Raw genomic sequence first — 26789 nt, forward strand, 5'->3', positions numbered from 1 at the left:
GTAAATTTCATAGTTAATACAATTTAAAAACGACAAGCTTTCAATAAATACTGAAAACTTGCCGTTTTTAAATTGATGTAATGTTTGATTAATCTGGATCAGCCAAAGATTTTCCTGATTGTATAGCTTTGAACTCAGCAAAAGCAGTGTCAATCGTGTCATATTCTGTCTGAGTTAAAGTTACATTCATTGCTTGTGCATTAGCGGCTACTTGTGTTGGCTTTTTAGCTCCTGGAATAACTACAGTGATATAAGGATTCATAATATACCATGCTAAAACACATTGGGCAACAGTCGCCTGATGGGTCTTGGCAATTGGACGAATTTTTTCAATAGCTTTCAAAACCTTGCTATAGCGCGGTTGTTGAAAATCAGCCATTTGACTGCGAATATCAGTTTCAGGAAAGTGAACATCTTGATTATATTTGCCAGTTAGTAATCCTGATGCCAATGGGAAATAGGGCACAAAACTAATCTTGTTTTCCTTGAGATAAGTCAGTAAATCTGCTTCACGATCTTGATGTAAAAGGCTGAACTCATCCTCAACGACATCAACATAACCATCTGCATTAGCTTCTTTAACCTGATCTAAACTAAAGTTAGAAACCCCAATCGCCCGAATTTTTCCTTGCTCACGCAATCTTTGTAAAGCACCCACAGCTTCAGCTTTGGGAGTGGTCTTATCTGGAAAATGGATATAATAAATATCTAAATAATCAGTTTGTAATCTTTTTAAACTAGCTTCTACTTGTGCTGTTAAAAATTTCGGATCGTTATTAATCTCTTGTTCGCCACTAGAAAAATCATGTGCTCCTTTAGTTGCAATGACGATTTTAGAACGGTCGAAGTCTTTGATGGCTTGACCAATTAACTCTTCAGAATGTCCCAAACCATAAACATAAGCTGTATCTAATAAAGTGATTCCACTTTCTAAACCAGTCTTAACAATATTTAAATCGTTTTCATCTTTTAAATTAGGAAAAAGATTATAACCGCCAACAGCATTAGTTCCTAAACCTAACGGAGTTGCAGTTACATCTGTTTTACCAATCGTAACATTTTGTACCATGATATACCTCCTTGTAATCGGTTTACTTCTGACTTAATTATAGCCAAAAAATCTATAATTGTATATTAGCATTATAGTTGCAAAATATAACGACTCTTAACCTGAAAATTTAGGGAAGAGTCGTTATTTAAACTGGAGTTATATATTTTTGTTGTCATCCATTCTGTGATTTAGGAATGATAATGTTCTGTTTAGGAAATTTTGGTATTAATTTATTCACTAATATTGAACAATGATTAGTGAGGTGAGTAAATATCATGCAGAGAATTTTTAAATTATATCTTAAACGTGAAGGAATAGGCAAAATAGGAACATATTTAGCGATTATTTTGTTATCAGCAACCTTAATTACTCTAATAATTGTGCAAGGATTAGCTAAAGATGAAAAACTTGGTGAAATATTACCTATGATTTTTCAAGGATCTCCAAAAGTTCAAGGGATAGTAAATTTTTATATTTTTGAAATTTTGTTTATTCGCGCAGGAGTAATGCTTCTTCAAGGATTTTTAGCATTGCAAATTATTGCTTCTACTTTTGTTAATCGTCAAATTGTTCAACTAGCTGCTGCCCCAATGACCCGTGCAAAAATTTATTATGGAATGATTGCAGTTATTGGATTTATAACTGGGATAATTTTGATGTTTACTCATGGTGTGGGATTATTATTAATTTGTTGGTATTTACATGTATTTAAGTTTAATGGTTTTATTTTATTGCTAATTAAAGATTGGTTTTTGGATATTTTGTTTATTAGTGCTAGTTTGTTTTCGTGTGCAATTGCCATGATTATTAAAAAAGCTGGGTACATTATTAGTACTTCAATTGGTCTAATTATTATTCTTTGTAATATGGCCGTCGCTAGTTACTCATCAGAAAGTAATTATTTGTTATTTATTGTTTTAGTAATTACCACTATTATAAGCTGTTTGGGAAATCTATTGGCACAACAATACTTTAATAAACAAGATATTTAAATATAGTTTGAAAGGAATTTCTACATGGAAAAATGTCCTGTACTTTTAGCAATGAATAATGTAACTAAATCTTTCAACGACAATATTATTTTGAAAGATATTAATTTAAATTTTGATAGCGGCAAAATATATGGTTTGTTGGGTCCTAATGGCGTAGGAAAAACAACTTTAATGAAAACGATTGTGGGACTTAATGTTATTGACAGAGGAAGTATTGTCTTCCACACAATTGATATTACCAACGGTAACCATGAACAAATGCGCTCTCAAATTGGCAGTTTGATTGAATATCCCATTTTTCCATCCACATATACTGTAAAACAAGTGCTGTTAGAGCAATTATTTTTGATGAATATTAAGATAGATCGAGCATACTTGATTAAAATTATTGACTTACTGGATTTGACCTCACAGTCTAATATAAAAGTTAAAAATTTGTCATTAGGTTGGAAGCAACGCTTAGGAATAGCTAGAGCAGTAGCTAATTATCCTAAATTATTATTACTGGATGAACCTTTTAATGGCTTAGATTTAATTGCTGTTCAAAAAGTAACCAAATTAATCCAATATTTAGCCAAGCAAGGTGTTTGCATTATCATTTCCAGCCATAATCTTGAAGAACTAGCCAATATTGCTGATCAGTTATTGTTAATTAAACATAGCCAAATTAAATTAATTTCTCAAAAGCAAATTGATAATAATATCAAAAACTATTATTATCATCAATTTTCAGATTGGGAGACGAAACATTGAAAATAAAAACTAATTCTTCAATTATGATGAAATTATTGTTTGGAATTACTTTGATAGTTAATTTGCTGGCACCACTAAGCAATATTGCATTTGCTTTTTCAATTAAAATCTTAATTGATGCGGGTTTAGCCCAAAATTTAGAGCGACTAACAGCAGCTTTACAATTAAGTGGAGTAGTTATTTGTGGTTTTGTAATAATAAATTATTTTGCCAAGTGGTTAACTAATATTTATGCTCAAAACAAGATTAACTATTATCGGACTTTCTTAATAAATTCAATATTCGAACTAAATTATCAAGAATTTTCCAATATTAAAAGTAGCGATTATCAACATATTTTGTTGAACGAAACTAATCAAATTCAACAAGATTATCTTCAGGGAAGATTTAATATTTATCGTAACATAGCCTTAATTATTTATTCTTTATTGGGAATGTTTATAGGAAATTTCATCTTAGCAGTGTTAGTTTTAATAGCAACTGCTATTCCAATACTTATTAGTAGTTTAACTGCTAAGAAGGGTACTTATCATAAGCAACAACTGCTTAAACAAGAAAAAACTTATTCCAATACAATCAAAGAAATCATTGGTGGTTACTTAACAATTAAAAATTATCAAGCAGAATCTGCAATAAAGCAGCGTTATAAACAACAATTAGACAATTATAGTAAAGCGCAGTCCAAATTAAAAAATATTGAAAATCAAACAGACACAATCTCAGAATTATCAGGGTTAATTGTTTTTTTAGTAGCTTTTGGCGGGGGCATGATTATGACTGCTAAGGGTTATACGACTATTGGTAGTGTCACAGCAATCGTGCAGCTGGTCAACTTTGTTGTCATGCCAATTAATGAATTAGGCATATTATTCACACGTTTTAGAGGAGCTTATGACATCAATCGGGAACTGACCAAATTGTTTACTCACAATAAAGCGCCAGTTAATTATATACAAAATAAAAACTTTACTAATAAAATTAGTTTAAATCAGATATCCTTTCATTACCCCAAAAATAAAACTCTCATTTTGTCCAACCTCACTGTAGATTTTAACAAGGGGAAAAAATACGCCATTATTGGTAGTTCTGGTGGGGGCAAAACGACTATATTTAAATTACTCTTAAAATTCTACACTCCCAATAAGGGGGAAATTTTAGTGGACGATACGCCCTTGAATGAGCTACCAATTTCCTGGTGGTACCAACAGATAGCTGTTGTAGATCAAGAAGTTTTTATTTTTAACAATACTCTTGCGTATAATGTGACAATTGGCAGACATTTTGCTCAAGAAAAGATTATTCAAGCGCTGCAGCAAGCCGGTTTGGCTAATTTTTTGAAGCAGATTAATTATAATCTCAATTATCAATGTGGAGAAAATGGGGCTAATTTATCAGGCGGGCAGCAACAAAGACTATGTTTAGCAAGGGCATTTTTACAAGCCAAATCAATTATTTTATTGGATGAAGCAACATCTGCACTTGACTACAAAGCTAGTGATATTATTGAAAACACTTTATTGCATGATACCAATCTTACTTTAATTGCCATTACGCACCAAACTAAAATTTCTCCTCTTTATGACCAAATACTAAAGCTAGAAAATCAACAATTAATTCCTGTGCTAGATACTAATTAACTTATCTTCTATAATATAATGGTTACAACTATTGTGGGGGCAAATGTGGATAAAATAATTATAACGGGAATCCAATTTTTAATATTACAAGTATTTAATCTAATCGCTATTTGGCACTCGTTAACTCGATTAAATAAATTACGTTGGAGTTTAATAATTCCCGTTTTGACATTTTTCGGAGCTGTTTTTTCATGGTTTTCACCTATTTTAAGTGGTATTTTATTTACAGCTATTTTGGTAGGTTTAAATTATTTAAGCCTTTCTGAACGAACAATTAGAATTTTATATCCTCTCTTAGGACTACTAGTAAGTCTTATTGTTTTTTTATTAATCAATACTATTTTTAATTCACAAATGAAGCTATTACATGTTATGGCTTTTCTAATAGGTAATGGAGTGGCACTCATTATTCAAAATAAAGCTATGCAACGTTTAGCAGATATTATTTTTCAACAAAGGTTAAAGCGTCTGATTTTTATTAATTATCTAATAATAATTATCATTTTATTAATTTCAACTGTTAGCTTTGGCAGCAATTCTTCTAATCCAATATTAGAAGCAGAATTCATAGCAATTTTATTATTGACCATCTTGGCGTTATTAGTTCATTTCTTCGATACTGTTCAAAAAATTCGTCAAGAAAATGCTATGCGGCAAATTCAGCAAATTGAAAATTACGCTCAAGTACTAGAACATAGTTATACCGAGCTTCGTAAGTTTAAGCATGATTATTTAAATGTTCTTTCTGCTTCTTTAATTTTTATTAAAAATAAAAATTTTGAAGGGTTAGAGCAATATTATGATGAAGCACTTAAAATCATTGATACCTCTTTTGCCTATGATGATTTACGAATTAATGATCTACAAAATATTAGTTTACTTCCCTTAAAAGGATTATTATCTTATAAGATAATTGCAGCATATCAAAATAATATCAAAATTCACTTTGAATGTATTGAATCGGTTCAAATTACTACTATTTCTCCAGTTCGAGTTGTAGAAATTGTTGAAATTATACTAGATCAAGCCATTGAATATGTTAAAAATAATCAAGGAAAGGTTGATATTTTAGTTACGACTTCGGCAGCTGAATATCTATCCTTATTAATTCGTTATCCTTTGACTCACGATGATTTGATTGCTAATCAAACTAATAATTTATTTAAAACAATACTTAATACTCATTCAGTATATGAACACCAAACTCTACAAGCAATTATTGCAGCAGAAAATAATCTGGAATTATTGAATAAAGTAGCAGAAGGTTTTTTAGTACAAGAACTAATAATTAAGGAGTAACCATGGATATTTTAATCTGTGAAGATAATATTGAACAATTATATGAAATAAAAAGAATTATCCAAAATCTTCAAAAGATAAGTAATTTAAAATTAAATTTAAGAATAGCCAGTACTAGAGCTGAAGATTTAGTACAGGTAATTCATACTCGCGGTTATCAACCGGGAGCTTTGTTTATTTTGGATATTGGTTTAGACAAAAGTGTTATAAATGGTTTTGAAATAGCCCAATTGATTAGAAAACTCGATATATGGTCAGCAATTGTTTTTGTAACAACACATTCAGAAATGGCTTATTTAACTTTTACATATAAAGTAGCAGCTTTAGATTATATTCTCAAAGATAATCTTAATAACTTTCAACAAAAAATTATTGAATGTGTTAACTTGGCTTACCAACGACAAAAAATAGCTTGTAAGGAGCAAACTATTGCCAAAAAATATTTAACCTTTAAAGTGGGGCCTAAGCTCATTCGAATCTTTGAGGATGACTTTATCTATGCAGAAACTTCTCCTAACAAACATCGAATTATTATTCATGCACTCAATCAACAAATGGAAATTTATGGTTCATTAGATGAGGTTATGACAATGTCGAATAAAATATTACGCTGTCATAATTCATATGTTATTAATTCTGATCAGTTGCAACTGCTAGACCTAAATTCCATGTTACTATTTTTGAATCATAACTGTAGTTGCCCAGTTTCACGCAAATACTTGTCCTCCATAAAAAAGATTTTAAACTCAAAGAGACAAGGTTAATTTTAGTAAATTACTATATTAAGTTTTGAAAATATTAAGATTATTGTATTTCTCTCACCTTATTGTTATAGTGTAGTAGTACAGAAGAAAGCAACTGCACACTTGTTTAAGTTTTTTAATTTATGAGGGAATTATATACTATGAAAAAAATATTAGTAGTAGATGATGAATCATCGATTTTGCGGATAATAAAGCATAGTTTAGAAAAAAGTGGCTATAGTGTTGTGTGTTATGACAACTTACTTGAATTGAGATTAAATGAATTAAATGCGTATGATTTATTGATTTTAGATGTTATGTTACCCAAAATGAATGGTTTTGAATTTTTAAAGCGTTATCGTAATGAATTAGATTGTCCGATTATACTATTAACTGCTAAAAATCAAGAGAGTGATATTTTATTAGGATTAGGAATCGGTGCTGATGATTACATTACAAAACCGTTTCGTATTGCTGAATTACGAGCGCGGGTTGAAGCTCACTTGAGACGTGAAGATCGTCCACGACGTCATTTTTATAAATATAGATAATTTTAAATTTGATATTAATCAAAAAACGATGTATTTACAAAATCGAAAGATTTTTTTAACAAAAAGTGAATATGAGATTTGTGAATTTTTGGCAGTCAATAGAGGATCCGTTTTTTCTAAGGAGCAAATATATGAAAAAATATTTGGTTATGAAGGTGAGGGTGATAGCAGTTCCATAACTACGCATATAAAAAACATTAGACAGAAGTTAACATTAAAAAAATGTCCAATTCAAACAATTTGGGGGGTAGGTTATTTATGGGAAAAAGACAATTAACACTTAATCTGGTCTTTGGTGAATTTATAGTATCACTACTAGGTTCCTTAATTATAGCAGTTACATTACCAATAATAGTATTTATGTTAGGAGTTAATTGTAAGGCTTTTCATACGGCTGATTATTATCAAAATTTAGCCATCCAAACAGTGCAAAAAATCGAGGGCTCTTCACAATTTTCAAAATCACAAATACCGTCTGATCTTGATTATGCTATATTTAAAAATGGAAAATTACAAAAAAACAATTTAACACATAAAATATTAAAATATGCTGCTAAATATCAAAAAAATGCGATAAATACTTCAAAATATCACTTTTTGGCTGCAACAAATAAAAATAATAAGATAGTTATTTATTATCAAATACATACTAGCTACAATAATAAAAAATTGAATTATTATTTAGCTCCTCCCGAAAAATTACTATTATGGTTAGCATTTATTTTATTAATAATTTCTTGTTGGTTAAATATTCATTATTTTGCTAGACGTATTAAAAGGCAGTTAGTGCCTGTAGAAAAAGCAATAACCCAAATTGAGCAAAAGAACCTTAATTTTACGAGTAATTCGTCTCAAATAATGGAAATTAACCAGATCATAGCATCACTAAATACAATGAAAAATTCACTGAAGCAAGCATTAATGGATCAGTGGAATAGTGAATCTCAACAAAGAAATAAAACTGCTACTTTATCACATGATTTACGTACACCATTAACTGTAATTTTAGGAAATGCCGATTTATTAAAGGAAGAAAGTCTAACAACTGAGCAAAGACAAGAACTGAACGACCTAACTGCTAGTGCCGAAATTATGGAAGAAGATTTAGATAAACTCATTTCACTTTCTAAAAATAGACCTCTGATTTTAAAAAACGAGCAACAAAAAATTTTATTATGCGATTTTATGAAAAAGGTGACTAAAGAAATATTACCTTTAATAAAGCTTAAACATCTTAATTTTGAATTTGATAATCAAGTAGATTCCAGTAATCAAATCAGTGTGCCTATAGAATTACGCAGAGTTGTTGTCAATATTTTTAGTAATGCGGTAGATTTTTGTCCATCAAATGGAAAAATAAATTTAAAACTACTTTTAAAAGATAATATTCTAAAATTTGTTATTAATACTAACAGTACAGATAATAATTGTAATCGCTTGAATAATAAACATTTTGGTTTGGGGTTACCAATTTCGAATCAAATTATTAAAAAATATCATGGAAATATAGAATTTATTCAAGTTGAAAAGTCAAATATTACTCAATCTATTATCAATTTACCCATTGAGAAGACGATTATCTAACTCATTTTGATTTCTTTATAATTTCTTCATAATTACCTCTTAAAGTTGTAGTTAAAAGGAGGTACTAATCATGAAGAAAATTGTTAAAAGTGTACTACTGATTATTGTAATAATATTTTTGCTTTTGTATGTATTATCTAGAATGACTATCAATAATACTTCGACTTGGGCATATCTAATTGATATGTTAAATCCAATGGTAACAACTGAAACAGTTTATGCTAATGCTCCTACAAAAACAATAGAAGAATATCGCGATAATGCAAATAATAAAACTGATTATAGTTATAAAGTTAATAGTTATAACCAAAGCGGACAAAAGCGACAAATACAAGTTACTTCGTATGGTTCTAAATTAAAATTAGATTCTCATAGATATTTGAAGATTAGAGCAAAAGGACAATATGTAGGTGATTTTAGAATTGTTACAGATAATCAAGTTCCTAAAAAAGTTATAAATTACTTAAGGCATTAGGGTAAAAAAATGACAATAATTTTAAAAGTTCAAAAATTAAATAAAGTATACGGTAAAAAGGGCGATTATCAAACTACAGCTTTGAAATCGATTGATTTTACATTGGATAGTAAAGAATTTGTGGGAATTATGGGAGCCTCAGGTTCAGGAAAATCTACTTTATTAAATATAATTGCTTCCTTAGATAAGCCTACATCTGGACAAGTACTATTTCATAATCAGAACATAACGAAACTAAATGAAAATGAATTAGCCGATTTTAGAGCTCAACAAATTGGCTTTATCTTTCAGAATTTTAATCTTTTAGAGAATTTGACCAGTAGAGAGAATATATCTTTACCACTAATGTTACAAAAAACTGATTCCTACCAAATTAGCAAAAAAGTAGAAAAGGTTGCAAAACAATTATCAATTTACCATTTACTTGATAAATATCCTACTGAATTATCAGGTGGGCAAAAGCAACGTGTTGCAAGTGCACGTGCTCTAATTTCTGAACCACAATTAATTTTAGCAGATGAACCAACAGGAGCATTAGATTCTAAAAGTGCTCAAAATTTGCTAAATTTGTTGTCACAGATTAATGAGAATAACAATGTACCTCTTTTAATGGTCACACATGATCCAATCGCTGCTAGTTATTGTGATAGGGTTCTATTTATTAAAGATGGTGTGATTTTTAATGAGGCAAGCAATAATTCACAGAATAAAAATGATTTTTATCACAAAATTCTCACTATACTGGAAAGAATAAATTCTTGAGGTGACATAAATGATCAGGCTAGCTATTAAAAGCTTTCGTGGTAAGACCCGTGATTATGTAGTTCTTTTTTCTGGATTAATTTTTGCAGTGGCAATATTTTATATGTTTGAAGCTATCGCATGCAATCAAAAATTTTTATATAAAACTACTAGTCTTAGTTCAATTGTTATAATTTTTCAACTCGGCTCATTTTTATTAATAGCAATAACGTTGATTTATATAATGTATGCCAATTCTTTTTTTATTAATTTACAACAAAAAATGTACGCCTTATTATTAATATTAGGATCAAAAAGAAAAAGTTTATTAGTGTTAATAAGTAGCGAAATTATTATTATTGGTGGAATTTCAATTTTCATTGGAATTATTCTAGGAATAATTTTGACACAGTATACTAGTCAACTTTTAATTAGGTCTTTAGAATTAAAACTTAATAATTTTGATGTGATTAATTTAAAAGCAATAATCATAACAATTATCGTATTTCTAGCTATTTTTTTCTTTATAGTAATAGTTAATACGCAAAAATTTTTTAAAAAAACAGTGTTAGACATCCTAAATGAAATCACTCTTCCTAAAGTAAAAGCACAAAGTACTCTTAAAGCAATTGGAAAAGCTATTGCTGGTGTCATTTTGTTATTAATTGGTTATTTAGCAATGAGCCCTAAAATTGTAGAAACTTTTCAAGTATTAGCAATTTTAATTGCAATTATAACAATTCTTATGGGAACTTATTTAGTTTTAAATTCTATAATTCCATTGGTTATTTTGGAAATTAAAAAAAGACCTAATATAGTAAACAAACAATTAAATACTTTTATATTAGCTCAATTGAATTATCGAATCCAAGAATATACACAAGTTTTAACAATGATTACTATTTTATTCGCCTTATCTTTGGGTGCTGTGATTGTTGGCTTAAATTTTTATAACGAAGTTCCTATTTTAACAAATAGATCTACCGCTTATGATTTAAGCTTGGTAAAATCACAGCCAACCACTAAGAAAAAATTGGATAAAATAGCGCCAACTAAAGTTTCTAATTATCACTTTAAAAAAATGAATCATAATATTTATTTTGAAAAAAATCAATTTTCTAAAAATCCATTATTAATGAATCAACCAATCAATAATTCTAGTAAGGTTAAATGTTTAAAATTAACATCTCAGCAATTACAAACTGAGACAAAGGCTATAAATTATTTGCGCTCTTTCTTAACACCGGAAGATCAAGACAAACGATTGCTATTCATTGATAATAATACCTTTAAAAAACTCCCGGTAAATCCATACTATTTAACAACAGTGCAAGTTCAAAATTTTATGAAACATCGAGTAACTATTAAAAAATTAGTTAAAGAAAATGAAAAAATAAATCATTCTCATGAATTTAATTATAATCAAAAAATATATAATTATGAAAGGTTTAATAGTGCATTATCTGGATTTCAATTTATGGGTTTCTTTTTAGGAATTGCATTTTTAACAATGCTAGTTAGTTGCTTAATGTTTAAAATTTTATCAGGTGCAGCAATTGATCAATCACGTTATCAAATTTTACGAAAAATTGGAGCAAAAGTTCATGTTATGCAACAATCTATAGGAATAGAAATAGGTGTATTATTTGTATTACCAGCCTTTTTAGGAATTATTCATGTTTTATTTGGTTTGCGAATGTTTGGTCTTTTTTTTACTAATCCATATCATCAAGTTTTCGGGGTAACTTTATTATTTTTGCTTATTTATGGGTTATATTATTTGTTAACAACATATCTTTATCAAAAATTAGTTTTAACAAGAAAATAAATAATTAGCACTGTTGACTAATACAAAAGAAAAAAACTAATTTAATTGATATTAGTTTTTTTCTTTTGTATTTATTAGGGTTTGTTTAATGATTAACTCTAGACAAGTAATTCCTGTATTTTGTAACTGTTGCTTTTGTTCAATAGAATTATCTCCATAAATGATTTCATCAACTAACGAACTAATAAAATCAAATAAAATAATTGATAAATTATCGATATCTTCATCATCAAGGTGAACATTTTGTTTGGAATATTCAAGTATGCATTGTCGTGTTAGTTCTTGAACTTTTTGCTTTTGTTGAACAACGGTTTGCTGTACTTCTGGAATAGTATAACTAAGCATTTCAATTTGCGAATGGAATTGTTGATCTTCTAGTTTAGACAACATATTAACTAGATTTTGCAACCATTGATGAGTATCATTTTCAAATAATGCTAAGGCCGCATCAGTATTTAAATGTCCAAAAACACTATCAAAAGTTTGGTTATATTCATTCAATAGAGTTAAAAGAATTGCTTTTTTATCTTTAAAGTAAGAATAGAGAGTACCAATTGAAACTCCAGCAACTTTAGCAATTTCATTAGTTGAAACAATAAAATAATTTTTTTGGGCGAAAAGTTGCTTGGCTGTTTTTAATATTTTTTCTTGTTTAATGCGACTTCTTTGTTGTAGTGGTTGTCTAGGCATTAATTAGTCTCCAATATAATAACTTATTAAGTAGATTATAAGTCTCTAAAGTAGTAATTACAACATTAATTGAGTTAATGCTCATATTTATTCTTGCTTTTTTTGAATAACGGCTTATAATTAAAATCGTTTTAAAAACGAGCAATCGCTCATATTTTTGAGAAAGGAGAGAATTATGATATTAACAAGAAGAAAGAAAGTGACCGCTACTATTGCGATGTGTCTTGGTATTTTCTTAGTAATGTTAGATACAACTATCATGAACATTGCTTTACCAGCAATACAACAAGGACTAAAAATTAGCACTAGTCAACTTTCTTGGACTTTGAATGTTTATACAATCATTTTCGCATCATTTACTATACCACTAAGTAGACTGGGGGATATTTTTGGCCGTAATCGGTTATATTTATTAGGGCTATTGTTTTTTGGATTAGGATCAGTCGTGGCCGGAATAGCGACTAATTTTACTCTTTTAATTGCTGGACGACTTATTTCCAGTATTGGTGCAGCGATTTTGTTACCATTAGCAAATACAATTGGTATTTCTACTTGGAAAGTTGATCAAAGATTTAAAGTGGTGGCAGTTTTAGGATTAACTCAAGGCGGGGCTGCAGCTATTGGTCCCACTTTAGGAGGATTGGTAACTGATTCTTTAAATTGGCATTGGATTTTTCTAATCAATATTCCTATTGTTATATTAGCCATGATATTAAGTTTGACCAGTCTATCAATGGAAAAGCAAACTTATAAAAATATAAAGATTGACTGGTTAGGTAGTATTACTTCAATGTTATCATTGTTCTTCTTAACCTTAGGAATTATTAAAGGGCGTGTTTGGCAATGGGCTGATGTCAAAACAATTACTTGTTTCACTGTAAGTATTGCTTTATTAATACTATTTGTTTTGACAGAAAAACATACTGCTTCACCAATGGTTAATCTAAAATTATTTCAAGTTCGTCCATTTGTAAGTTCTGCAATTGTTGGATTATTAGCTCAATTTTTCTATATTGGAGTCATCGTAATGATGCCAACTTTCTTTACTCGTATTCAAGGAAAAACTGAATTACAAGCAGCGTTAATTTTATTGCCAATGTCGATTGCGGTTTTTTGCTTTGGTGGCTTAGGCAGTCTGTTGATTAATAAATTAGGACCACGAATGATTGTTTTTAGTGGTTTAATATTTTTAACACTGTCATATTATTTATTAAGTAACCTAAATCCAGATAAAATTTTTAATATGTCTTTAGCAACTTTTGTTTGTGGAATTGGTTTTGGTATTATTTCAGGTCCTGTAAATGTACTTGCAGCTTCAGAACTTGAAGGAGGGTTATTGACTGCTTCTCAAAGTGTTATTACGGTTTTTCGGCAAATTGGCTCTGTTTTAGGAGTAGCAATTTTTATGTCAATGCTAAATAGTAATTTGCAGAATTTAAAGATAAGAACTCCCCAACATTTAGCAATTTCTTATTTAAATATTTACAAATTTTGGATTCCATTTTTAATAGTCTCACTATTATTAAGTTTTAGTTTCGTTAAAAAAAGTCAATATTTAAAAAATAAATAAATATAAAATCAATGAACTAAAGTAGTATAGGAAAATTTTTAAGACTATCGATGATTTCCTGTGCCATTTCTTGAAATATAAAATAAAGAGTGCAACCACTAACTGAAATATGGTTGCACTCTTTTTAACTATGCGTGATCTTTGATGTATTGAATAATTCGACGTTCTTCATCGGCTGTATAATCATTTTTACCAGCTTTGATGTTATGAATTTTTTCAACGGTAAAGTGACTTTCAAAAGCAAACTGTGCATCATTTTTATCGGTTTTTTTCTGGTATTGAATAATTAGCTCAGCTAATTTATTTGGCATAATTCTCCTCCTTTTTAAAAAATCCGAAATTGGGTTAATGGCCAGTACCGGAATTTCACAACGCCCACAACTTTGTTCCGTTCGATGCAACCAATATAGCGACTATCTTTAGAAACGCTACGATGATCTCCCATTACAAAGTAAGTTCCTTTGGGTACACGATTAGTCTTTTTCATTTGGTCTAATTGCTTTTTAGAATAAATATCTTGATAATTAGAAGTTTTTGCTAAAGACCTAATCGAAAAATCTCCTGTATCTGTGTAGCGGGTACCATAAACATTATTAGAACCATCATCAACTAACTTACTACCAGGTTTGAGATAATTTTGAGGTAACTTCTTACCATTAATATAAATTTTATTATTTTTGGATACGACTTTTTGACCAGGCGTAGCAATAATCCGTTTAATGTAAAATGCACCTGGCTCATCAGGAGCGTCAATAACAACAACATCCCCAGTTTTCAACTTACTATGACGCCAGGCAATTGTTCGATCGCCATCTTCAAAAGTTGGCTGCATAGAAGTACCGGATACTTTAGTATTATAAAAAACGTACTTATTTAACATCAAAAAAGCTCCATAAATGATTGCAGCCAATACAACGGTTTGCACAATCCAGATTAGCCAATCTTTTGCTGTATTGCCTTCATTATTTTTACCAGTATCGCTCATTCAACTTGCCTCACTATCAATTCAGTTTATTTATAATCTATGATACACTTTTAAAGAGAAAATATGTTTAAATGTTTGTTAAAGAATTTTGAATTTTCATAAAACTTGCATTCTGTTTGCGTTATTATTATCTAAGGTTGTTATCTCACAGTAAAGGAAACATCATGGAAGTCTCAAACTATGAACAGAAACTTAAAGATTATCAAGCGCTTTTTTTGGATATTCCCAAATTCAATTATTTATTAGGACAATTAGAGCAGGTAATTAATACTTATCAAAAGCACCAATTACCGAATTTTATTTTATCAGATTTAAGGGTAAATACTACTGATTTTACGCAATTGATGGCTGATAAACAATTTTTATCCCAATATAATCTTGCGGCTAAAAGTGATTTTCTGCAGCAATTTGCTCGTTTTTTAGATGATTTTCGTGATTTTATTCAAACTAAATTTGGCATTTGGGCTATGTTGAATCAACCAATGATGGATTGTTGGGTACAATTATTTCCGCATGTTAAATATTTGGAATTAATGGCTGGCAATGGCATTTTAGCACGTGCATTGCAAGAACGTGGTCAACAAGTAATTGCAACGGACAATTTAACTTGGGCTCAAAGTAGCGCTACTGGTCAACAAAAATGGACTGCGATTGAACAGCTGGATGCCTTAACGGCCCTCCAGCAATATTTTAATGAGGTAGATGTCGTATTATTAGCTTGGAGTCCAGATCATGATAATATTGATGTTCAGATTTTGCAGTTTATACGCAAGTTAAATTCTAATTTGCAATTTTGGATTATTGGAGAATACCAAGGAGCTACTAATAGTGCAGAATTTTGGCAGCAAGCTCATTTAATTTATGATTGGCGATTAGCCAAAATTAACCGGCTTTATCCTGCTTTTGATATTGTGAAAGATCATGTATTTAAGATTGGGTGATAATCATGAAAAAAAATGTTCTAATTAATCTCGTTGTAATAATTGTGTTACTAGTAGCTGGTTTATTGGTTTCAAAAAATGATATGCGTAATTATCAAAGATTAATGGACCGGGGTAATATCCAAGACGGCGCGCTCATTTTTCCATCACGTTCACAGCAATCAATTCCGACAGCTTTGCGTAAAATCCAAGCTCACAACTTGCATGATTTTCAGATTTATTTTATTCAGAAAAAAAATCCCGATTTGAGTTATGTTTATATGTCTAAACATTTGACCAAAGTGCCAATGAATAGTGGACGCTATTTTTCTGAAAATGATTTTGCATCGCCAATCCCATTTGTGGTTTTAGGTAAAGATGTATATAAGAATACTTATAAACCGCAAACACAACCATATTTTCAGATGGATAATAATTATTATTCTGTTATTGGCTCCGTAGGCATGACTAATACGAAAAAACTGAATCGCCATATCTTTATTTCCGCTTCACCTAATCAATACAATAAAACGCAATTGAAGCATTATCAAATTGTTGTGGACGGTAATATTTTGCATCATCCGCAACATTTAAAACAAATGCAACATATTTTAAAAGCTCATCATTTGTATCGTTCTGCTAATAAAATTAATAATATTCATCAAACCTGGTGGATACGCTGGGGAGTAACTTTATTTGATTTGTTGGCATTAGCTATTGTTGTTATCATTTTATGTTGGTTCGCGCAAGTTCCAATGATTCAACTTTTAAAAAATACACCACTTAGAGGAGATTTATTAGCCGATTTTCAATTAGGCAATTGGTTTAAGTTTTTCTTAACAGAAGCCATTACATTTATCATTGCAGCTGCAATTATTTTCTTAAAAATCCCAATCATCAGCACCCGTTATATGTCACTTTATCTTTTTACTGTATTTATTGTGGTAAATATTATTGCTGCTATAAGAATTTTTATTGTTAAACAACAAAAGGAGTGGCAAGAATGATTCAATTACCGGCAGATTTTATCCAAAAATATCAACAATTATTAAAAAATCAAGCAGCCAAATTTTTAGCTAGCTTTAATAATGAAGCAACAGCTGGATTTCGTTTGAATCCATTAAAAGTTCAAGCACAATACGTTGACGAAGATTGTAGTCAACCAATAGCTCATATTTCTAATGCATACTACGGTACAATCAATGGCAATAATATTGATCATTTAGCGGGGTGGATTTATTCACAAGATCCAAGTGCTATGCATGTAGCCCAATTTGCGCAGCCGAATCCTCATGAAAGGGTGCTCGATTTATGTGCTGCTCCAGGTGGTAAAACTACTCAATTAGCGGCCTTAATGCAAGATACTGGTTTGTTAGTAGCTAATGAAATTAATCGTTCACGAGCGCGTGTTTTGTCTTCTAATGTAGAACGTTGGGGCTTGCAGCATACGCTTGTCACTAATAATTCTCCCCAAGACTTAGCAAAATATTTTCCAGAGTTTTTTGATTGCATTGTAGTAGATGCTCCTTGTTCAGGGGAGGGCTTATTTCGCAAAGATTCTGAAGCTATGCAATATTGGTCGTTAGAATATGTACAAAAATGTGCTCAACGGCAACGTCAAATATTAATTGAAGCTGTTAAAATGCTACGTCCTGGTGGACGCTTAATTTATTCGACCTGCACTTTTGCTCCAGAAGAAGATGAACAAAACATTAATTGGCTGACACAAAAATTCAATCTGACCATTTTACCGTTACACCATTATGAAGGCATGGATTGTGGACGCCCTGAATGGGGGGATAATAATTTGGAATTGCGTAAAGCAGTTCGGTTATTTCCGCATCATTACCAAGGTGAGGGCCACTTTATTTGTGCTCTGCAAAAGGCGGGAGATGCAGTTGCTACTTCTACTGCAAAAATGAATACTACGAAATTACCCAATTTAAAATTATGGCAAGAATTTGTTGATCATACTTTAGTTGATGTACATTTCGATTCACTGATTGTCCAAAAGAACACGCTTTATAATGCTGCCTTAGAGTTTTCTCAGCACCATCCACAAATAGTTCGTAATGGATTGATGCTAGGCGAATTTAAAAAAAATCGTTTTGAACCTAATCATGCTTTAGTCTTAGCTTTAAAGCCTACACAATTTCAACAAGTAATTGAATTAGAAGCTGAACAATTTCAGCATTTTGTTCATGGTGAAGCTTTAATTATTGATAATCAAGGTTACAATAAAGGTTGGGTAGCTGTAAGTTTTGAACATAAAATATTTTCTTGGGGTAAGTTGGTTGGTACGCAGTTAAAGAACTTTTATCCTAAGGGATTACGCCAATAAAGGAGATTTGGTCATGGATTTAAAAAATATAAAAATTATTGCTAATATCGGTGCAGGAACGATGGGGCATGCGACAGCACTACAGTTTGCAATGAAGGGCTATCAAGTTAATTTACTTGATACAAGTCAAGCAGCATTAGATAAGGGTATGCAACAAATTAAATCAGATATTGAAACATTTAAGCAGGCTGGTATTTTAACAGATAATTCTGAAGATATTTTGAATAAAATTTCAACAACTACCAATTATGAACATGCACTCTCAAAAGCGGACTTTGTAATTGAATCTATTATTGAAGATTTAGACATCAAAAAGCAGGTCTGGCAAAAAGTCGAAGAATATGTGCAACCAGAAACGATTTTGGCCACAAATACTTCTGGATTGAGTCCTACTGCTATTCAAGAAGTTTTACAAAAACCTGAAAGATTTGTGGTAGCTCATTTTTGGAATCCAGCACAATTAATGCCGTTAGTTGAAGTGGTCCCTGGAAAATCTACTACCCAAGCCACAATTGATGTGACAGTTGATTTAATGAATGATATTGGCAAACATGCAGTAGCCTTAAAGAAAGAATCCTTAGGTTTTGTTGGCAATCGCATTCAATTAGCTGTTTTACGGGAAGCCTTTCATATTGTAAGTGAAGGCATTGCTGAACCCGAAGCTGTAGATGATATTATCAAGTATAGCTTAGGTCGGCGTTGGAGTTTAGTTGGTCCTATTGCTAGTGCTGATTTAGGCGGATTAGATGTTTTTAAAAATATTAGTTCGTATTTGTATGCCGATTTAAGTTCTGAACAAGAAACTGATCCTTTATTGTCAAAGATGATTGCTGAGAAGAAATTAGGCTTAAAATCTGGACAAGGATTTTTTGATTGGCATGGTAGTGAAGGCGAACAAATTGTACAACAGCGCGATGAAGCATTACTAAAATTGCTAAAACAAGATCAATAAAATATTAAAAAATCTCGTTGGAATATTAATTCTAACGAGATTTTTGTTGAATAAAGTTATTAAGATTGACTGATAAGCGATAATCAACTTGTTTTAATTCAGTAAGTTGTGAACAATTAAGTAATACCATAATTTCTTTAATTTGCTGTAACCACTTTGCAAAATATTGAGTTGTTGATTCTAAAGACTGATGTTCTAAGATATGCAAGACTGGTGCAGCAATCCCTACAGCATGGGCACCTAAGACAAGACATTTGACGACGTCCAGCGGGGAACGAATACCCCCAGATGCTAAAATTGTCATTTGCTTTTGCAGCGGTTTAGTCTCTAATAAAGATTCTAAAGTTGTCAATCCAAAATTCTGTAAAAAGCTATAATCAGCCTGATGGTTGCGCGTGTTTTCAATTTGAGCAAAGTTAGTACCACCACGACCTGAAATATCAACTATTTGCACTCCGAGCTGTTGCAATTGGTTTGCCATTTGGGCGCTCATACCGAAGCCAACTTCTTTGATAATGATAGGTACTTGAATATGTTCAAGTAATTGTTGAATGTTATTTAGCCAAATAAAATCATGATTACCTTCAGCCATAACAATTTCTTGAGTAGAATTAAGATGTACTTGCAAGGCATCAGCAGCAATTAGATCTACACACTTTTTAGCGTCTTGCCAATTGGTATGAGCTGAAACGTTAGCCCAAATAATCCCTTGCTGATTAGTTTCACGCACGATAGCATAAGAACGCTGGACTTCAGGATTATTCGGATATTTTAGATAATTACTCATCGAACCAACGGCCATAGGAATTTGTAATTGGGCTGCCAAGCTAGCTAGTTTTTGATTAATTAAAATTGTTTGGGGTGAGCCACCAGTCATCGCATTAATATATAGAGGCGAACTGGCCACCTTGCTGCCCCAAGAAATTGTCGAGTTTACTTGCTCAAATGTAAAATTAGGCAAGCTGCTTGGTATTAATTGGATTTCATCAAACAATGGATTAGTCGGTTGATAATACTTTTCTGCCAAAAAAATATGTTCATTTTTGCGTTGCCAATCAAGTGGCTGTTTGGGCATTTTGTCACCTCATTATTAATCTAAGGAATGGACATTAAAATTTAAAGGCTGGATATCATTTTGACTCCAATCTTGTAATAAAGCTTCTTCAACTTCAGGACTAGCATCAATTACTGCAATCCCGCAATCACCGCCGCCGGCACCAGAACTTTTAGCTGCAGCGCCATGTTTTAAGGCTATTTCACATAAACGTGTTAGTTTAGGTGTTTCAATGCTGACACCACTAAAATGGGCTAATTGGTGTAAAAGTTGCCGATTAATCGTAATTTGCTCTTTAATAATTTGACTGGAACCACTTTTAAAACCAGCAATCATGGTTTGTAAACATTTTTTAGATGCCTGCAAAAAATGTAAATAATTAGTTTGTTGGCTAGCGCGAGCTACTGCAATTTTATCAACTAATACAGGCGTTGAAGCAGGGCTGCCACTCCAACCAATTAACAGATTTAATTTAGCGGGGAATTCTAACTGTTCAATATTTAATTCTGGCCAATCTAATTGGATAACTTCTGATAAAGATTTTGTAGCCAACATTTGAGTCAGCCACTGGCGATCAGGTGATTGATAGGCAATCCAACCACCATAAACACTAGCAGCTATATCACCAAATGAGCCGTTATTTTGCACCTTAAAATGTGAAATCGAAGCTAATTTAAAGACTTCTTCTTTGCTTAAATGTAAGTGATAAAACTCAGACAAAGCTTTGACGGTTGCTACAGTAATTGCTGCAGAAGAACCTAGTCCATATTTTTTACCATCTTGGGCATCCAATTGACTATTCACATTAAGATTAAAAAGTGCTAAAGGATGCTGCTTTTCTAAAGCGTATCTTTCTGTATATTTAATTGAAGATAAAATATATTCAAATGGATTATCCCGATTATCAATTATTAACTGGTTGCCATGACGGCGCCAATGTACAGGTATTTCTTCATACTGCTTGGAATTAATTGTTCCATGATCATATGCCTTGTTTATGGAAACCGTCACAAATTGATCTAATGCGACCACAATAGCTGGATATCCTGGTTCTACAACCGCGTATTCACCCGCAATATATAACTTGCCGGGAGCTTGAACAGTTATCACATCATCAAAACCTTTCCCTAAATAATTAACCAAGCAACTATTATATCATAATTAACGAATACCTGGACCAGGTTTTAATTTTGTTACTTGCGCTTGTGGGAAATTGGCTTGTACTTGCGCTTGTACCTGAGCCAAATCAGCAATAGATGTAATGATTTTGACGTTAGGTCCAGCATCGATTGTGTAGTAGGCTAAATAACCTTGTGCGCGTAGTTGGTGTACTAAGTTAATAATCTGGTAAGTAGCAGCAGTAAAATAAGTAAATGCCGGTCGAGAAGTCCAATTTAACGCATGCATTGCTAAACAGTTATCTTCTGCTATTTGACCGATAAGTTCTAAATCATGATTACGAAGCGCTTGTAACATAGACTTTAAATCTGTCTGCACTACTTGCGGCCATTGTGCGTAAAAAGGTGAAGTTTCTACGGCCTGCAGCATGCCTTTAGTAGAGGTAATCTTTTTTTCTTGATTATTAATGACCACACTTAACAAGCGGATAGGAAGATTAGGATTTTCATCAATTGCTTCAGCAAACGATGATGCATCATCAGTACCTTGATGCCATTGGACAAAACCCCCAAAAATTGAGCGGGTAGCAGAACCCGAACCCCGACGAGCTAAACGGGATAAGTCTGTTTTGGATAAATTCATTTGAAATAGCTTATCTAAAGATCCTGCTAAGGCAGCAAAACCTGAAGCCGATGAGGCTAAGCCTGCAGCAGTTGGGACATGATTAACAGTCTGAACACAAATGCGTTTTTGAGAATGATTTAAAGTGCGAACCAAATTTAAAAATTTTTCCACTCGTGCAGCAAAAGCTGCATCAGCAAGTTGGTGGTCTAGCCAAATTTCATCTTGAGCTGCGTCAATAAAGTGGGTTGTTGTCGTTGTATAATAACCATCTAGAGTTAACGATAAACTGTCAGTATAGGGTAAATGTAACACAGCATCTTTTTTACCCCAATATTTAATTAAGGCAATATTGGTATGAGCTGTAGTCTTCGTCATTATCATCACGTCCTATTTCAAATTTGCTAGAGATTGGATCCACACTTTTTGTGCTTGGGAACTTACGGCTTGAGTGATTTTTTGGGCAATTGTTTTAGTCGGAGCTAATGCAATGAGACAACCACCACGACCTCCGCCTGTAATCTTAGTGCCCAGAGCACCAGCAAGATTAGCAGTGCTAACCAACTTATCTAAGTTCGCATTGCTGATATTTAGTGTTTGTAAAATATTTTGGGCGGTTTGAAAAATTTGACCTAACGTCTTTATATCGTGCTGGGCGATTGCTTGTTGTGTTTGCTGAGTTAGGTCACCTAGTTGTTCTAAGAGGGGATTAACTATTTGTGGTTGTTGTTGCTTGAAAACACGCAAATCATGTACTGCCGCACCGGTATTACCCTTGATACCTGAATCGATAATAACTAAATACGCTGCTAGATTCATAGAAAATGGTTGCGTGATTTTATTTTTAATAAAATAAATTGGTTGTTGAGAATTAACCGTGATAGCATCAATACCGCTAGGCGTTCCATGGATTATTTTTTCTGAAAAATTAGTGTAATGAATTAATTCAGAATATTCTAAGGGAACTTTTGCGTAATCAAACATGGCTTTAGTAATTGCCGCACCGGTAGCAGCCGAAGAGCCCATGCCGCGTTCAATTGGTAGGTCGCTATTAATTGCAACTTTAAACGTTGTGGCAATCGGTAAATCTTTAGTTAACAATTCAATTAAAATACGAATACCAGCTAACTCAGGTGGACAATTAGTAATTGGTCCTTCAAAATAACGGGAGCTTAATTGCGAAATACTTTCATCAATGGGAGTAATTTTTACAATTGTGGGGATATCTAAGAGGGGAATCGTAATAGCTGGTTGCCCATAGACAACCGCGTGTTCACCAATTAAGATAATTTTCCCATGAGTTTGACCAATACCAACCATAAATAATTCCTCCTTTTTCCTTAATCTATTTTACACAAATACTTACAGTTGCACACATAATTCTCCTCGTTATAATAAAGTTAATCAAACAGTGAGGCTAAATATATGAAATTAAAATTTATTTTGGGCAAGGCACAAAATAATCGTCAAGCCATTTTATTTAAAGATTTGCAACAACAAATTACTCAAGCACCCGATGATCAATTTATTTGGATTGTGCCTAACCATTTAAAATTTGAAAGTGAAGTCAGCGTTTTAAAAACTTTAAAATCGCAAAAACAAATGTTTGCTACCAATCAAGTGCAGGTTTTTTCTTTCTCACGTTTAATTTGGTATTTTTTGCGTAATGATCCACTGTATCAAAGTCCTCAATTAACAACCACAACTCAGGCGATGATTTTAGCAAAAATTGTTCATCGTCTCGCGCCCCAGCTGCATTTGTATGCAGGTGAAGCTAATCGTTATGGCTTTATTGCTACTTTACAAGATCAAATCAATGAATTAATTACAGGTAATGTAACTGCAGAGCGCTTAGACCAATTAACCCAAGAGGTCAGCAAAATTGGAGATTTGGCCTTAAAATTGGCTGATTTGCAACTAATATATCGCTCTTATCAAGAACAAACACAACAACATTACAGCGATCAGCAGCAATTAATGCAATTGTTAAATAACTATCTGACAACTGATTCTCAGCAGAGTCATTTTCATTATTTAATTAGCGGATTTTCCCAATTTAGTGCTCAAGAAACTACACTTTTGCAGACTATGATTAGTCATGCTGCTAGTGTCGAGTTGAGCTTAGTCTTAGATCATCCGTATTCATCTCAACAAGAAAGTATCTTTTTTCAACGACCTCGAAAAACATTTATAGATTTATTTCAATGGGCCCGCCAGCAACAAATTCCAGTGACAACTCAAATCGCCACTGAACAACGAGTATGTGCTGATTTAGCACAGTTAGAAGATTTTTGGATTGCACAAAATACTAATATTGCTCATTATCCTTCCACACAATTACAAGATCCGAGTGCTATTCAAATTTGGACAGATACAATTGCCCAAAAAGAAGTAGCGGCTGTTACTACTTATATTCGTCAATTAGTTGCTACTCAAGGTTACCGTTATCGAGATTTTTTGGTTTTAGCACGTAATTTAGATGATTATCGCCAATTTTTGGAACCTTATTTTACTAATCAAGGAATTAGCTATTTTGTGGATTTGCAGCATTCTATGAAGGATCACGCCTTTAAAGATTTGATTGATAGTTTATTTGCGCTCTATCAAAATAACCTCCAATATACTGATGTCATGCGCTTTTTACGGACTGAATTAGTAATACCAGCGACAATGACTGTTGCTCAATACCGCCAAGCTGTTGATTTGACAGATAATTATATTTTAGCGCATGGTATTCGTGCGGCTGATTGGCTTAATGAGGCTGATTTTACTAGTGAGAGTTTAAATTCACAACTGCAAACACAATTGCAGCAAATTAACCAAATTAAAAGCTTGATTAAGTCTACTTATCAAGCAGTTGTTCAAATTGCTGAAACAGCAGGTAATTGTCGCCAAGCTAGCAGCCAATTATATGCTTTATTAGATAATTTAAGTGTTTTTATTAATTTGAAAAAATGGGAACAAACGGCAATTGAGGCAGGCGATATTACTCTGAGTCAACAACCACAACAAATTGTTAAAACTTTTGCCCAATTGTTGGATGAGTATGTCACTATTTTTGGGGACGATCAATTTGATGTCAGTGAATTCTTACTGGTTATTAATAATGGTTTTGAGCAAGCTCAATATTCAACCATTCCTTCGGTTTTAGATTCTGTGCATATTTCTGAATTAGGTATGGTCCAAAGCAATCAACAATTAATAACTATCATTATGGGTGCTAATGATTTAGATATGCCACAGGTGAATACAAATAATAGTTTATTGTCGGATGATGATTTAAAAGTTTTGCATCCCTTATTACAAGATGATGAACGTCTTCCCGAAACTGAGCAGCAGTTAAATAGTAATGAACCTTATCTGCATGATATTGGCTTTTTATCCAGTCAGCAACGGTTAATTTTTACTTATTCGTCCACTAAATCAGGTAATGAAGTTCATTTGTCACCATATGTTGAACTAATTAAACAGCATTTTAATCTCTCAGAACAAGTTTTAGATTGTGTAAAATCAAATAATGAACAGCAAGTTTTACGAACTGTTGGCAGTCCAACAATTACCCTCAATCATTTGCTGGAAATTTATCGTCAAGCCCAAGATCAACACCAAGAGATCCCACCGGCTTGGCAGAGTATTCATGATATTTTATTTGCTAATCCAGATAATAAAGCATATTTGGATTTGTTGTGGTCGAGTTTATACTATCAAAATATACCGCAGTCCTTAACTAATACCATTAGTCAAGCTTTATATGGTGACCATTTAATAGCCTCCATTTCGCAACTGGAAACTTTTTACCAAAATCCGTATGAATATTTTCTACGTTACGGTTTGAAATTGCAGCCACGAGCAGAATTTAAAATTACTCCTGCTAATCAAGGGACGTTTTTCCATGAAGTGATGGATCAAACCATTAAAACTTTACAAGATAATCACCAAACAATAAATCAATTAAGTGCCGAACAATTGCAGCATTTGTCTACACAAGTTATTCAAAAGATTTTATCTCAAAAACAGTATCAAATTTTTTCTCGTAGTGAAAAATTTGCGCGACAGCGAATGATTCAAACTGCTCAAAGTTCTTTAGAAGCTATTCGTCAGCAATCACGTTCTGCTGAGTTTTATCCTTACAAAACGGAAATAGCCTTTGGGCAGGTGGGGGCGTTACACAATATTGAACCCTTGCGTTATCAACTTAATGATCATCAAGATGTGGTGGTGCGCGGGCGGATTGATCGAATTGACCGCTTATTAAGTGATCCTCAAGATTATTTTGTAGTTGACTATAAGTCAAGCAAGCACGACTTTAAATTTTCTGAATTTTATGCGGGTATTAATCTACAAATGATGACTTATTTGGCTAGTTTAATTAATGATCCTTCTTTATTTGACGGTCCAGCGTTTGCTTTAGGGGGATTTTATTTTCAATTGCAAGATCCGACAGTGAAATTTGAAGATTTGAAGGGTCATTGGGATGATTATCAAAACTTTTTATTTAAACAATATAAATATCAAGGAATAATTATTGATAATGGAAAAACAGCCCAATTATTAGAGCCGCATTTAACGCAAGCTTCGCAAATTTTCCCCATTACTAAAAATTATAAAATTCGCGGGCAAAAAGTTGTCTCACCTCAAGAATTTACTGAAATGCTGCATTATAATCAGTTTCTGATTAAGCAAGCAGCGCAGAAAATCTTGACCGGTGACAATCAATTAAGTCCATTACGCCAAGATAAGCAGACCACAGCTTTACAATACAGTGATTATCTGCCAATTATGCAATTTGATGCAATGCTTCCAGAAAATAATTATCGCAGTTTAGAAAACATTGACAAGAAAACCTTTTTTAAAAAATTAAATCAGCCCAAGGAGCCATAAGT

At 32.1% G+C, this 26789-nt stretch carries 23 protein-coding genes and 1 pseudogene; 16 read left to right on the forward strand and 8 right to left on the reverse strand.

Annotated features, from left to right (window positions below; translation table 11 throughout):
- Window positions 1–88: 88 nt before the first annotated feature.
- Complete coding sequence (locus DS830_RS03060; protein WP_162887490.1) at window positions 89–1069, reverse strand: aldo/keto reductase; 981 nt, start codon at window positions 1067–1069, stop codon at window positions 89–91.
- A gap of 257 nt (window positions 1070–1326) precedes the next feature.
- Here DS830_RS03060 and DS830_RS03065 point away from each other — a divergent pair, with 257 nt between their 5' ends.
- From DS830_RS03065 to DS830_RS03110, 10 genes and pseudogenes are all read left to right on the forward strand, one after another.
- Window positions 1327–2043 carry a hypothetical protein gene (locus DS830_RS03065; protein ID WP_118908204.1) on the forward strand — a complete coding sequence of 239 codons (717 nt, stop codon included), beginning with the start codon at window positions 1327–1329 and terminating at the stop codon, window positions 2041–2043.
- 51 nt (window positions 2044–2094) lie between these two features.
- Window positions 2095–2796, forward strand: a complete 702-nt coding sequence (locus DS830_RS03070; protein ID WP_205526805.1) for an ABC transporter ATP-binding protein — start codon at window positions 2095–2097, stop codon at window positions 2794–2796.
- A complete protein-coding gene (locus DS830_RS03075; protein ID WP_240366830.1) occupies window positions 2793–4433 on the forward strand; it encodes an ABC transporter ATP-binding protein in 1641 nt (546 codons plus the stop codon). The genes DS830_RS03070 and DS830_RS03075 overlap by 4 nt, the downstream gene beginning before the upstream one ends.
- Window positions 4434–4478: 45 nt before the next feature.
- Window positions 4479–5732, forward strand: coding sequence for a hypothetical protein (locus DS830_RS03080; protein ID WP_118908206.1), 1254 nt, complete (start codon window positions 4479–4481; stop codon window positions 5730–5732).
- A gap of 2 nt (window positions 5733–5734) precedes the next feature.
- Window positions 5735–6496, forward strand: coding sequence for a LytR/AlgR family response regulator transcription factor (locus DS830_RS03085; RefSeq protein WP_118901689.1), 762 nt, complete (start codon window positions 5735–5737; stop codon window positions 6494–6496).
- A 140-nt stretch (window positions 6497–6636) separates the two neighbouring features.
- Window positions 6637–7303 (forward strand): annotated as a pseudogene (locus DS830_RS09020) (response regulator transcription factor).
- Window positions 7285–8610 carry a sensor histidine kinase gene (locus DS830_RS03095; RefSeq protein WP_162887491.1) on the forward strand — a complete coding sequence of 442 codons (1326 nt, stop codon included), beginning with the start codon at window positions 7285–7287 and terminating at the stop codon, window positions 8608–8610. The pseudogene DS830_RS09020 and the gene DS830_RS03095 overlap by 19 nt, the downstream one beginning before the upstream one ends.
- Before the next feature lie 70 nt (window positions 8611–8680).
- Window positions 8681–9085 carry a YxeA family protein gene (locus tag DS830_RS03100; RefSeq protein WP_118908208.1) on the forward strand — a complete coding sequence of 135 codons (405 nt, stop codon included), beginning with the start codon at window positions 8681–8683 and terminating at the stop codon, window positions 9083–9085.
- Window positions 9086–9094: 9 nt separating this feature from the next.
- A complete protein-coding gene (locus tag DS830_RS03105) occupies window positions 9095–9847 on the forward strand; it encodes an ABC transporter ATP-binding protein (protein ID WP_118908209.1) in 753 nt (250 codons plus the stop codon).
- 10 nt (window positions 9848–9857) lie between these two features.
- Window positions 9858–11654, forward strand: a complete 1797-nt coding sequence (locus DS830_RS03110) for an FtsX-like permease family protein (protein ID WP_118908210.1) — start codon at window positions 9858–9860, stop codon at window positions 11652–11654.
- Between the two features lie 51 nt (window positions 11655–11705).
- On the opposite strand, the gene DS830_RS03115 is transcribed toward DS830_RS03110, so the two are convergent.
- Window positions 11706–12344 (reverse strand): TetR/AcrR family transcriptional regulator, encoded by a 639-nt coding sequence (locus DS830_RS03115; RefSeq protein ID WP_118901707.1) that lies wholly within the window; start codon window positions 12342–12344, stop codon window positions 11706–11708.
- A 175-nt stretch (window positions 12345–12519) separates the two neighbouring features.
- On the opposite strand from DS830_RS03115, the gene DS830_RS03120 reads away from it, so the two are divergent.
- Window positions 12520–13914, forward strand: a complete 1395-nt coding sequence (locus DS830_RS03120; RefSeq protein ID WP_118908211.1) for an MFS transporter — start codon at window positions 12520–12522, stop codon at window positions 13912–13914.
- A gap of 128 nt (window positions 13915–14042) precedes the next feature.
- Here the strand turns inward: DS830_RS03120 and DS830_RS03125 are convergent, their stop codons facing one another.
- A complete protein-coding gene (locus tag DS830_RS03125) occupies window positions 14043–14225 on the reverse strand; it encodes an LBP_cg2779 family protein (RefSeq protein WP_118908212.1) in 183 nt (60 codons plus the stop codon).
- 14 nt (window positions 14226–14239) lie between these two features.
- Window positions 14240–14899: a signal peptidase I gene (lepB, locus tag DS830_RS03130; RefSeq protein ID WP_118908213.1), complete on the reverse strand. Its 660-nt coding sequence runs from the start codon at window positions 14897–14899 to the stop codon at window positions 14240–14242.
- A gap of 164 nt (window positions 14900–15063) precedes the next feature.
- Here lepB and DS830_RS03135 point away from each other — a divergent pair, with 164 nt between their 5' ends.
- From DS830_RS03135 to DS830_RS03150, 4 genes are read left to right on the forward strand one after another with little or no spacing between them, the layout of a single operon-like run.
- Entirely contained in the window at window positions 15064–15840 is a 777-nt protein-coding gene (locus DS830_RS03135; RefSeq protein ID WP_118908214.1) for an NAD-dependent epimerase/dehydratase family protein, read from the forward strand.
- A 5-nt stretch (window positions 15841–15845) separates the two neighbouring features.
- Window positions 15846–16826, forward strand: coding sequence for a hypothetical protein (locus DS830_RS03140; protein ID WP_118908215.1), 981 nt, complete (start codon window positions 15846–15848; stop codon window positions 16824–16826).
- A complete protein-coding gene (locus DS830_RS03145; protein WP_118909091.1) occupies window positions 16826–18160 on the forward strand; it encodes an RsmB/NOP family class I SAM-dependent RNA methyltransferase in 1335 nt (444 codons plus the stop codon). The genes DS830_RS03140 and DS830_RS03145 overlap by 1 nt, the downstream gene beginning before the upstream one ends.
- 13 nt (window positions 18161–18173) lie before the next feature.
- A complete protein-coding gene (locus DS830_RS03150; protein ID WP_118908216.1) occupies window positions 18174–19112 on the forward strand; it encodes a 3-hydroxyacyl-CoA dehydrogenase family protein in 939 nt (312 codons plus the stop codon).
- A 31-nt stretch (window positions 19113–19143) separates the two neighbouring features.
- Here DS830_RS03150 and fni read toward each other — a convergent pair whose 3' ends face one another.
- Genes fni through mvk form a run of 4 tightly spaced genes read right to left on the reverse strand, consistent with a single transcriptional unit; the run spans window position 19144 to window position 23226 of the window.
- Entirely contained in the window at window positions 19144–20187 is a 1044-nt protein-coding gene (fni, locus tag DS830_RS03155; RefSeq protein ID WP_118908217.1) for a type 2 isopentenyl-diphosphate Delta-isomerase, read from the reverse strand.
- A 15-nt stretch (window positions 20188–20202) separates the two neighbouring features.
- Window positions 20203–21276: a phosphomevalonate kinase gene (locus DS830_RS03160; protein ID WP_118909092.1), complete on the reverse strand. Its 1074-nt coding sequence runs from the start codon at window positions 21274–21276 to the stop codon at window positions 20203–20205.
- Between the two features lie 51 nt (window positions 21277–21327).
- Window positions 21328–22284, reverse strand: a complete 957-nt coding sequence (mvaD, locus tag DS830_RS03165) for a diphosphomevalonate decarboxylase (RefSeq protein WP_162887492.1) — start codon at window positions 22282–22284, stop codon at window positions 21328–21330.
- 12 nt (window positions 22285–22296) lie between these two features.
- The gene (mvk, locus tag DS830_RS03170; RefSeq protein ID WP_118908219.1) at window positions 22297–23226 is read right to left on the reverse strand and encodes a mevalonate kinase; all 930 of its coding nucleotides are present in this window, start codon (window positions 23224–23226) and stop codon (window positions 22297–22299) included.
- A 105-nt stretch (window positions 23227–23331) separates the two neighbouring features.
- On the opposite strand from mvk, the gene DS830_RS03175 reads away from it, so the two are divergent.
- Complete coding sequence (locus tag DS830_RS03175; RefSeq protein ID WP_118908220.1) at window positions 23332–26787, forward strand: PD-(D/E)XK nuclease family protein; 3456 nt, start codon at window positions 23332–23334, stop codon at window positions 26785–26787.
- Window positions 26788–26789: the final 2 nt, after the last annotated feature.

This window comes from Bombilactobacillus bombi, assembly GCF_003522965.1.
GTDB classification, from domain to species: domain Bacteria; phylum Bacillota; class Bacilli; order Lactobacillales; family Lactobacillaceae; genus Bombilactobacillus; species Bombilactobacillus bombi.

Bases quoted from the DNA above. Each gene is read 5' to 3' on its own strand.
- DS830_RS03060 (WP_162887490.1), bottom strand. From the start codon at position 1,069: ATGGTACAAAATGTTACGATTGGTAAAACAGATGTAACTGCAACTCCG.
- DS830_RS03065 (WP_118908204.1), top strand. From the start codon at position 1,327: ATGCAGAGAATTTTTAAATTATATCTTAAACGTGAAGGAATAGGCAAA.
- DS830_RS03070 (WP_205526805.1), top strand. From the start codon at position 2,095: ATGAATAATGTAACTAAATCTTTCAACGACAATATTATTTTGAAAGAT.
- DS830_RS03085 (WP_118901689.1), top strand. From the start codon at position 5,735: ATGGATATTTTAATCTGTGAAGATAATATTGAACAATTATATGAAATA.
- DS830_RS03095 (WP_162887491.1), top strand. From the start codon at position 7,285: ATGGGAAAAAGACAATTAACACTTAATCTGGTCTTTGGTGAATTTATA.
- DS830_RS03100 (WP_118908208.1), top strand. From the start codon at position 8,681: ATGAAGAAAATTGTTAAAAGTGTACTACTGATTATTGTAATAATATTT.
- DS830_RS03105 (WP_118908209.1), top strand. From the start codon at position 9,095: ATGACAATAATTTTAAAAGTTCAAAAATTAAATAAAGTATACGGTAAA.
- DS830_RS03110 (WP_118908210.1), top strand. From the start codon at position 9,858: ATGATCAGGCTAGCTATTAAAAGCTTTCGTGGTAAGACCCGTGATTAT.
- DS830_RS03115 (WP_118901707.1), bottom strand. From the start codon at position 12,344: ATGCCTAGACAACCACTACAACAAAGAAGTCGCATTAAACAAGAAAAA.
- DS830_RS03120 (WP_118908211.1), top strand. From the start codon at position 12,520: ATGATATTAACAAGAAGAAAGAAAGTGACCGCTACTATTGCGATGTGT.
- DS830_RS03125 (WP_118908212.1), bottom strand. From the start codon at position 14,225: ATGCCAAATAAATTAGCTGAGCTAATTATTCAATACCAGAAAAAAACC.
- lepB (WP_118908213.1), bottom strand. From the start codon at position 14,899: ATGAGCGATACTGGTAAAAATAATGAAGGCAATACAGCAAAAGATTGG.
- DS830_RS03135 (WP_118908214.1), top strand. From the start codon at position 15,064: ATGGAAGTCTCAAACTATGAACAGAAACTTAAAGATTATCAAGCGCTT.
- DS830_RS03140 (WP_118908215.1), top strand. From the start codon at position 15,846: ATGAAAAAAAATGTTCTAATTAATCTCGTTGTAATAATTGTGTTACTA.
- DS830_RS03150 (WP_118908216.1), top strand. From the start codon at position 18,174: ATGGATTTAAAAAATATAAAAATTATTGCTAATATCGGTGCAGGAACG.
- fni (WP_118908217.1), bottom strand. From the start codon at position 20,187: ATGCCCAAACAGCCACTTGATTGGCAACGCAAAAATGAACATATTTTT.
- mvaD (WP_162887492.1), bottom strand. From the start codon at position 22,284: ATGACGAAGACTACAGCTCATACCAATATTGCCTTAATTAAATATTGG.
- mvk (WP_118908219.1), bottom strand. From the start codon at position 23,226: ATGGTTGGTATTGGTCAAACTCATGGGAAAATTATCTTAATTGGTGAA.
- DS830_RS03175 (WP_118908220.1), top strand. From the start codon at position 23,332: ATGAAATTAAAATTTATTTTGGGCAAGGCACAAAATAATCGTCAAGCC.